This window comes from Clostridium tarantellae, assembly GCF_009295725.1.
GTDB classification, from domain to species: domain Bacteria; phylum Bacillota; class Clostridia; order Clostridiales; family Clostridiaceae; genus Sarcina; species Sarcina tarantellae.
The window spans coordinates 1-8,704 of sequence record NZ_WHJC01000145.1; the positions used below are offsets into that span (position 1 = coordinate 1).

The window sequence follows — 8,704 nt, forward strand, 5'->3', positions numbered from 1 at the left end:
ATGTTTATATTTATTATTTCAGTAATTTTTAAATAACTTAATACGAATATTTATTTTAATATGTGTAGTGGAAAATTCATTGAAAATATTATTTGAAATATAAAAGCTCTTAAAAATTAAAGTATATTAAAAAACTATGTAAATTACAAATAAAGAGGAAATACATATTAAAGTATGTAAAATATGAAATATAATATTTTCAAGTGTAATAAATAATATATTTAAAAAGTAAAATGTATAAGTATTATTTTAAAGGAGAGTTAATGTGGATTCTGTAGAGTGGAGATTTGCTTGTATAATATTTACTTTTGCAATAATTGGAATTATTTGTTTTTTAAAAAGATTTAAATCAGGAATATTAGCAGCTTCTACTGGTATAGTGATTAGTTTAGGAGTTTGGGGAATAAGAGAATTAAATAATAAAGTGCAAAGTTTTTTTTCAGGTATAGGTATAAGTACTAAAGATATAATGATATTAATATTATGTATAGTAGCTTCTATTATTCTTTTCTTTTTTTTATCTCTATTATTTAAGAGAAAAAATAATAAAGGAAGGAAAAGACGATGGTAAATTAAATAAAAGGAAATCATAAAATTATGATTTCCTTTTAAAAATTATTTTTTATTTAAAGTATTAATTATATGTTCTTTAGCTTTAAGTTCTAAAGTATCATCAAGTTTTTCTAAAGAAATATCACCATATTTTTTTTCTAAAGCTACCTTTAATAATCTATCTGCTAATTCGGGATTTTTAGAAAGTAAGGAACCGTGAAAATAAGTACAATAAGTATTCTTATAGATACAACCTTCATAGCCACTAGAACCATTATTACCATAACCATGAATACATTTTCCTAATGGTTTTAAATCTCCAATATGAGTTCTTCCAGAGTGATTTTCAAACCCTACATAAGTTTCATTAAAATTTTCATTATAAATTACAGTATTTCCTATGAATCTAGTATCGCCACCTTCAGTGTAGATATCAAGGATACCTAATCCCTTAAGTTTTTCACCAGTAGGTGTAGTATAATATTTACCTAGTAATTGATAACCACCGCAAATAGCTAATAAAACTTTTTCATCTTCAATATATTGTTGAAGAGAAAATCTTTTTATATTTATTAAATCTTCAGAAACGATAGATTGTTCATAATCTTGACCACCACCAAAAAACACTATGTCATAGTTATCTTTTTCAAATTTATCTCCTAAGGATACATTTAATAAGTTAACTTTTATTCCTCTTAATTCTGCTCTATGTTTAATTACTAAAATATTTCCCATATCCCCATATACATTTAATAAATCAGGATAAAGGTGACATATATTAAGTTCCATTTTTGTTCTCCTTTAAAACATTACCATAATTTCTCTATATAACCTTTAGCGTGAAGATATTTTCTATAGTTAATCATGGCTGTATAAGTTGCTAATATATAAACTTTATTTTCGCTAGAATTTTCTATTTCCTTTGTTAAAGATTCATAATTTTCTTCTATTATAAATTTATTTGGATCTAAACCACTTACTTTTAATCTTACAGCCATATCATAACATCTTATACCTGATATAAATATTTCTTTTATATCCATTGATTTAAGCTTTTCAAAATCTACATCCCATATCCAAGATACATCTCTACCATCAGCATAATTATCATTTAATAAAAAAGCTGCGGAGAAACTTTCAGAATTTAAAAGTAGTGTATCTAATGCTTGATTATATCCAGCAGGATTTTTAACTAATATTATTTTAATATCTTTATTGTTTATTTTTATTGTTTCTTGTCTACCAAAACTTGATGTTTGACTAACAAAAGAACTTTCAATTATTTCATCACTTATATTTAAATCCTTTGCTATGGAATATGCACAAAGAGCATTATAAATATTATAAGTTCCTGGCTGAGTTATAGTAAATACTCCATCATTAAATTTAACTTTTGAACCTTCAGGAGTAAGTTCTAGTATGTTATCTACTCTATATTTAAGTTCATTTCTTTTAAATCCACAACTTTTACAATAAAATTTACCTAAATGATTATAGGTAATAAAGTCATAAGAATATGGAGTTTTACAAAATTTACAAAACTTTGCATCAGCATTAATATCTATAGACTTATTTTTATTAGGGGTAACATCAAATCCATAGTAAATAACAGGGTTTTTTACATCTAAATTGCCTAATAAAGATTCATCACCATTTAATAAAAGTTTTGTTTTAGGAACTTTATAAACTCCTTCTAGAATTTTTTCTAAAGTTGTATAAACCTCACCATATCTATCTAGTTGATCTCTAAATAAATTAGTTATAGTTATTATTTCAGGATTTATATGTTCAGTTATAAATTTTAAATTTGCTTCATCAACTTCAATAACTGCATATTTATGTTTTTTATCAAAAAATTTATAATTTTGAATAAATGTACTTATTATACCAGGAAGCATATTTGCTCCTGTTGCATTAGTTATAACCTCTAATCCGTTAGTTTTTAATACATTATGTATCATTGAAGTAGTAGTAGTTTTACCATTTGTTCCCGTAACTAATATAACAGTATAATTTGAAGCAACCTTCTTTAAAATATTTTTATCAAATTTTAAAGCAATTTTTCCAGGAAAATTACTTCCTCCTTTTAAAAATGTTTTAGAAACAAATTGAGTTGCTTTTGAAAAAATAATACTAAAAAAAGAGTTAATATATATTTTAGACACCACCTTATGTAATAGTTATAATAAATTATATACAATAAAAATTAATTTAAACAACCATTAATTTTTAAACCATTATAGTATATCATAAAGTATAAGTTTTACCAATAAAGTATAAGTTATAAATTAAAATTTGACCATAGAACCATAGCGTATTATTATGTTAATAAATACTTTAAAAATTATTATTATATCTCATTAGGTTTTAATTAATAATGCTTATTTTATTGTTTAAGAATAAATTTAAATAAGAGTTTTTACTGTTTTACTAGAAATTGTACTATATGAAGATATTATTAAAGATTATTATAATATTTTTAAAGACTATTATTTTAATATTAGGGAGGAATTATTATGTATCCAATTAGATTTGAAAATTTATATTATGACAAGGTATGGGGAGGAAGAGACTTTGAACTTTTCAGAGAAAATATGCCTGATGGAAATATAGGTGAAACATGGGATGTTGCTTGTCATCCAAATGGAATGAGTGTAGTTGAAAATGGAGAATATAAAGGAATAAAGTTAGATGAACTCATAAATATGTTAGGAACAAATTTAGTGGGAACTAAGATTTCAATAGAAAAATTTCCACTTTTAGTTAAATTAATAAATGCTAAAGAAAAATTATCAGTCCAAGTTCATCCAAATGATGAATATGGTATGAGAGTTGAGAATGAATTTGGAAAAACTGAAATATGGTATGTGGTAGAAGCTTTTGAAGGAGCTAATTTAGTTGTTGGAACTAAAAATTGTACAAAAGAACAATTTATAAAAGCAATTGAAACTGGAGAATTTGATGAATATTTAAATAAGGTTTCAGTAAAAAAAGGTGATACATTCTTTGTTAAGAGTGGATTAGTACATGCTATAGGTGAAGGAGTTATTATTGCTGAGATACAACAAAATAGTGATACTACTTATAGAGTATATGACTACAATAGAGGAAGAGAAATTCATGTTGAAAAAGCTTTAGATGTTATAGATTTTTCTTTAAAAGGAGATAAATCAAAAGGATTAATGAAGGAATGTGATGGTTATAATAAAACATATCTATCATTATGTGATTATTTTTCATTAGAAAAGTATGATATTTTAAATAACTGTATGGAAGAAAGTAATGAAGAAAGATTCTACATATTTACATGTGTTGAAGGTAATGGAATTATAAAATATAGTGATGGAGAATTAATTATTAATAAAGGTGATAGTATATTTATACCAGCAACTTTAGGAAAATATGAATTAATAGGTACTATGAGTTTATTAAAAAGTTATGTGCCAAGTGTTAAAGAAGTGGAAGATGAAATATTAAATACTATAAAAGGTTAATAATATGTAAAAAGCGTACATCTTAGAAATTTGATGTACGCTTTCTATTTAAAGGAAAAGCTTCATATTAATAGAGTAGACAAAATATTATATTGCTTTTATAATTATTGAAGTAACACAAAAAAATGAAAGTGAGTGAAAGTATGGGATTGGATTTTATATTTATTTTTAAGGCAATAATTATTGCTATAGTAGAGGGTCTTACAGAATTTGTACCTGTATCATCTACTGGTCATATGATTTTAGTAGGAGATTTAATTCATTTTGGAACTAGTTCTGGATTTGCTAAAGAGTTTAAAGATATGTTTGAAGTAGTAATACAGTTAGGTGCAATATTAGCTGTTGTTGTTCTTTATTGGAAAAAAATAAGTACATCAGTTATAGATTTCTTTGCTTACATATTTTCTAGCAAACAAGACAAAAAAAAGTATGAAACAGGTTTTAGATTTGGTATTAATGTAATAATAGGAACAATACCTGCTATGGTTTTAGGATTATTATTTCATTCAGAAATAAAAAAATATTTATTTTCAACAAAAACAGTAGCCATAGGTTTTATTGTTGGAGGTATTCTTTTAATTATTGTAGAAAATATGTTTAGAAAAAAAATTAAATCTAAGCATGCAAAAATAACTAAAGATATAGATAAAATGAATTATGGACAATCACTAATGGTAGGAGTATTTCAATGTATTTCTATGTGGCCTGGTATGTCAAGAAGTGCTTCTACAATAATGGGTGGTTGGATTTCAGGTCTTAGTACTACGGTGGCAGCAGAATTTTCTTTCTTTTTAGCTATTCCAGCCATGGTAGGAGCATCAGCTTTAGATTTATATAAATTTGAAGGATATTCTCAAATGACGGCTACTTATTGGATATCTTTAGCTTTAGGATTTATAGTAGCATTTGTAGTATCGTTACTTGTAATTGAAAAGTTCATAAATTACTTAAAGAAAAAGCCAATGAGAATTTTTGCTGTTTATAGAGTTGTAGCAGGAATTGTATTAGCAATTTTAATATTTACAAAAGTAATACAATAAGATAAGAAAAGATACATGTTAGGTAAAAAAAACACATGTATCTTTTACTTTATTCAATATTTTTACTAAAATTACAATATTATGAAAATATTCTTTTAATTGTAAAAAAAATATGTTATCATTGAATTGTAAGAATATTTATTGAATTTTAAGTATACGATATCATTAAGCTGTAGTTGGTAAATATAATAGTAAATATTCTAACTATTATATAGTAAAAATTTACAGGGTAATAATTTTGTATGAGGGGGAATTTATGATGACACAACCAATCAAAAAAATTGCTTTACTAACTGGAGGAGGAGACTGTCCAGGACTTAATGCGGTAATAAGAGCTGTAACAAGAACTGCTATTTTACAATATGGATATGAAGTTATTGGCTATAAATTTGGATATAGAGGCTTATATAATAATGATTATATACCATTAACTTTAGATACAGTTTCAGGTATACTTCATAGGGGTGGAACTATACTACATAGTTCTAATAAGGATAACCTTTTTGATTATTTAGTTGAAGAAAATGGTGAAATGGTTAAAAAGGATGTATCAGATGTTGGAGTAGAAAACTTAAAAAAAGCAGCAGTAGATGTTTTAATTGTAATAGGTGGAGATGGAACATTAACATCAGCAAGAGATTTTGCAAGAAAAGGAGTTAATGTTATAGGAGTACCAAAAACAATAGATAATGATTTATTGGCTACTGATGTTACTTTTGGATTTAATACTGCTACTGAAATAGCTACAGAAGCTTTAGATAGACTTCATACAACTGCAGAATCACATCATAGAGTAATGTTATTAGAAGTTATGGGAAGAGGTGCAGGCTGGATTGCGCTTGAATCTGGTATAGCAGGTTCAGCAGATGTAATATTATTGCCAGAAATTCCTTATGATATAAATAAAATTGTTGAAAAAATAAGAGAAAGAGAAGAGGCAGGAAAGCAATTCACTATAATAGTTGTTGCTGAAGGTGCTAAACCAAAAGATGGTGAGGTTGTAGTATCTAAGATAGTAGAAGATAGTCCAGATCCAATAAGATTAGGTGGAATAGCGAATAAATTAGCTGATGATTTAGAGAAATTAATAAAAAATCATGAAGTGAGAAGCACTGTACTTGGTCATATCCAAAGAGGTGGAAATACTTCTACTTATGATAGAATACTTTCAACAAGATATGGGGTAAGTGCTTGTGATTTAGCTGATAAAGGATTATTTGGAAATATGGTTTGTTTAAAAGGAATTTCAATAGGGTATGAAAGTTTGGAAAATGTTATAGGACAAACTAAGTGTGTTGATCCAAAGGGAGAAATGGTTAAAACTGCTAAAAGCATAGGTATAAGTTTTGCAGATTAATATATTAAATTAAAAATAATAATTTTATAATCTTTTGAAAGAGAGTATTTATTTAAAATAAAGTTTATACAAAATATTACATATTATATGTATATATTTAGTAGAAACTTTATTTTAATTTTTAAATATAAAATAATGCTTAATCTTTTATTAATTTAATAGTATTAGATTCTTTTATTAAAAATAAAGCTAATATAGAACCTATTAATGCAAAGAGCATATCCCATTGTGTGTCCCAAATATCGCCTTGTAGTCCTAAAAATGATTCAGCAGCTTCACCAGTTAATATAGCAACCATAAATTCAATAAGTTCGTAAGCTGCACTAATAGATAAGCATATACATACTACAATAAAGTTTTAAAAATTTTTGTTGTTTAAAATATGCTTTTTTATTAAAAATTCTCTTATAATAAGTGCAGGTATAAAGCCCTGAGCTAAATGACCTAATCTATCATAATAATTTCTACTTAGGTTAAATGTATGTTTAATCCAGTTAAAAGCTGGCATTTCTGCATAGGTATAATGTCCTCCAATTATTAAAATAAGTGCATGTATCCATATAAAAATATATATAAAATTAGAAAATTTAAATTTAGGATAAGTTATTATAAGAATTATCCCTCCTATAATTACAGGCAAAATTTCTAAAAACCATGTAAATCTATCATATGGATTTATTCCAGAAAGTATAAGAATAATAAATATACTAACTAATAAAAACATATGAAGGGTTTTATTTTTCATAGTATTTTCTCCTTTGTTATTCACTTTAAATATGCTATAAAACAATTTATTAGCTTGCTAAGTATAGCATAATATATTTAAGTATTTATAACTTTTTAGTAACAGGATACCTATTGCCCCTCCATTAATAAAATATACTTAATATTAATATAGATTCTATAAAAGAATTATTAAGTTTAAAATATACTTTGATAATAAGCATTAACTGGAATAAAAAATTATTTTATGAGTAAAATAATTTAGATAATAAATTATAAATTCAAAAAAAGCAAGAAAATTTACATAAATAAATACTTCAAAATTTTTAAAAATTATGATAAAATTTATATAAGGAAAATATTAACAGAGCATACAAATAAAAGAAGGCTGGTGGGTATTATGAAGGAAATAAAGAAATATTTAGAGAGCAGAGTTGGAATTTATAGTTTTTTCTTTGAAGACTTAGCAAGTGGCTATACTTACGGTTATAATGAAAACGTTAAAATGATTTCGGCAGGGTGCATGAAATTACCTATAGCTGTAGCTCTTATTAAAGAAGTTGAAGAGAAAAAATTAGATTTCTTAGATAAAGTAAAAATAGAAAGTAAGGATAAAGTTTTTGGTACTGGTATTATACATGAGTTTGGTGAGAGAGAATATACTGTATTTGAATTATTAGTAGCTATGTTAATTCAAAGTGATAATACGGCTGCAAATAAGATAATAGATATGGTTAGTATGGAAAAAATAAATATTATTATAAAAGAATTAGGTCTTAAAAATACAGAACTTAATAGAAAGACAGCAGATGAAAGAAATTATCATGATAAATTAGAAAATTATACTTCATCTTATGACTTATGTTTAATTTGGAAGAACTTATATAACGGATCTTTTTTAAATAAAGAAAATTCACAAATGCTTATTGATATATTAGAGAGACAACAAATAAAAAATAAATTAGCTTTATATATACCTGATAATTTAAAATATGATATTTCTAGCAAAACAGGAGATAAGCAAGGAGTAGAAAATGATACAGCCTTAATTCATACATCAAAAGGTAACTTTATATGTACAGTAATGTCAAGTAAAATACCTAATTCTGTTTATGGAACAATTACTTTGGCTAAATCAGGTAAAATGATGTGGGATAATATAATGAATAAGTGGAATTAGAATTTAAAACCCTTGTATTTACAAGGGTTTTAAATATTATTATTCTTTAGGAAATTATAATTTTGAGAATCTGTGGATAACTTTAATTAAAGTGCTGAAGGCGGTCTGCTAAGCAGATTTTGTTTAAATAAAAAGTATATGTTTTTTAAAATAAGGTATATTTTAAACTTATGTAAATTAAATCTTTAGTTTTACAACTTATATATATAAATTTTATATGTTACAAACTATAACACCACTTTACAATAAATTTAACTAGCTAAAGAATCGTTATTAAGATGATTAATAACATCTTCAAGCGTAGTTATATTTTTATCAAGTTGTATTGTTTTAAGCAACTTGCCATAAATTAATTCTT

7 protein-coding genes and 1 pseudogene are annotated in these 8,704 nt (G+C 25.0%); 5 read left to right on the top strand and 3 right to left on the bottom strand.

The features are described from left to right. Positions 1-265 precede the first annotated feature (265 nt). Positions 266-571: a hypothetical protein gene (locus tag GBZ86_RS09885; RefSeq protein WP_152890231.1), complete on the top strand. Its 306-nt coding sequence runs from the start codon at positions 266-268 to the stop codon at positions 569-571. Positions 572-615: 44 nt separating this feature from the next. Here the strand turns inward: GBZ86_RS09885 and GBZ86_RS09890 are convergent, their stop codons facing one another. Beyond that, a complete protein-coding gene (locus GBZ86_RS09890; protein WP_152890233.1) occupies positions 616-1,341 on the bottom strand; it encodes a type 1 glutamine amidotransferase in 726 nt (241 codons plus the stop codon). Positions 1,342-1,361: 20 nt separating this feature from the next. Beyond that, positions 1,362-2,717 (bottom strand): Mur ligase family protein, encoded by a 1,356-nt coding sequence (locus GBZ86_RS09895; protein ID WP_327444860.1) that lies wholly within the window; start codon positions 2,715-2,717, stop codon positions 1,362-1,364. 351 nt (positions 2,718-3,068) lie between these two features. Between GBZ86_RS09895 and GBZ86_RS09900 the strand changes: the two genes are divergently transcribed. The 3 genes from GBZ86_RS09900 (at position 3,069) to GBZ86_RS09910 (ending at position 6,443) form a co-directional block, all read left to right on the top strand. Continuing rightward, positions 3,069-4,046 (top strand): type I phosphomannose isomerase catalytic subunit, encoded by a 978-nt coding sequence (locus GBZ86_RS09900; RefSeq protein ID WP_152890235.1) that lies wholly within the window; start codon positions 3,069-3,071, stop codon positions 4,044-4,046. Between the two features lie 143 nt (positions 4,047-4,189). After that, positions 4,190-5,086 (top strand): undecaprenyl-diphosphate phosphatase, encoded by an 897-nt coding sequence (locus tag GBZ86_RS09905; protein ID WP_152890238.1) that lies wholly within the window; start codon positions 4,190-4,192, stop codon positions 5,084-5,086. Between the two features lie 259 nt (positions 5,087-5,345). Then, on the top strand, positions 5,346-6,443 hold the full coding sequence (locus tag GBZ86_RS09910; RefSeq protein ID WP_152890240.1) for a 6-phosphofructokinase: 1,098 nt from the start codon (positions 5,346-5,348) through the stop codon (positions 6,441-6,443). Positions 6,444-6,582: 139 nt separating this feature from the next. On the opposite strand, the pseudogene GBZ86_RS09915 reads toward GBZ86_RS09910, so the two are convergent. Then, positions 6,583-7,188: pseudogene (locus tag GBZ86_RS09915) on the bottom strand (DUF2238 domain-containing protein). A 378-nt stretch (positions 7,189-7,566) separates the two neighbouring features. On the opposite strand from GBZ86_RS09915, the gene GBZ86_RS09920 reads away from it, so the two are divergent. Beyond that, complete coding sequence (locus GBZ86_RS09920; RefSeq protein ID WP_152890236.1) at positions 7,567-8,346, top strand: serine hydrolase; 780 nt, start codon at positions 7,567-7,569, stop codon at positions 8,344-8,346. Positions 8,347-8,704: the final 358 nt, after the last annotated feature.

Coding starts and splice junctions, on each gene's coding strand:
- GBZ86_RS09900 (WP_152890235.1), top strand. CDS start 3,069: ATGTATCCAATTAGATTTGAAAATTTATATTATGACAAGGTATGGGGA.
- GBZ86_RS09920 (WP_152890236.1), top strand. CDS start 7,567: ATGAAGGAAATAAAGAAATATTTAGAGAGCAGAGTTGGAATTTATAGT.
- GBZ86_RS09905 (WP_152890238.1), top strand. CDS start 4,190: ATGGGATTGGATTTTATATTTATTTTTAAGGCAATAATTATTGCTATA.
- GBZ86_RS09890 (WP_152890233.1), bottom strand. CDS start 1,341: ATGGAACTTAATATATGTCACCTTTATCCTGATTTATTAAATGTATAT.
- GBZ86_RS09910 (WP_152890240.1), top strand. CDS start 5,346: ATGACACAACCAATCAAAAAAATTGCTTTACTAACTGGAGGAGGAGAC.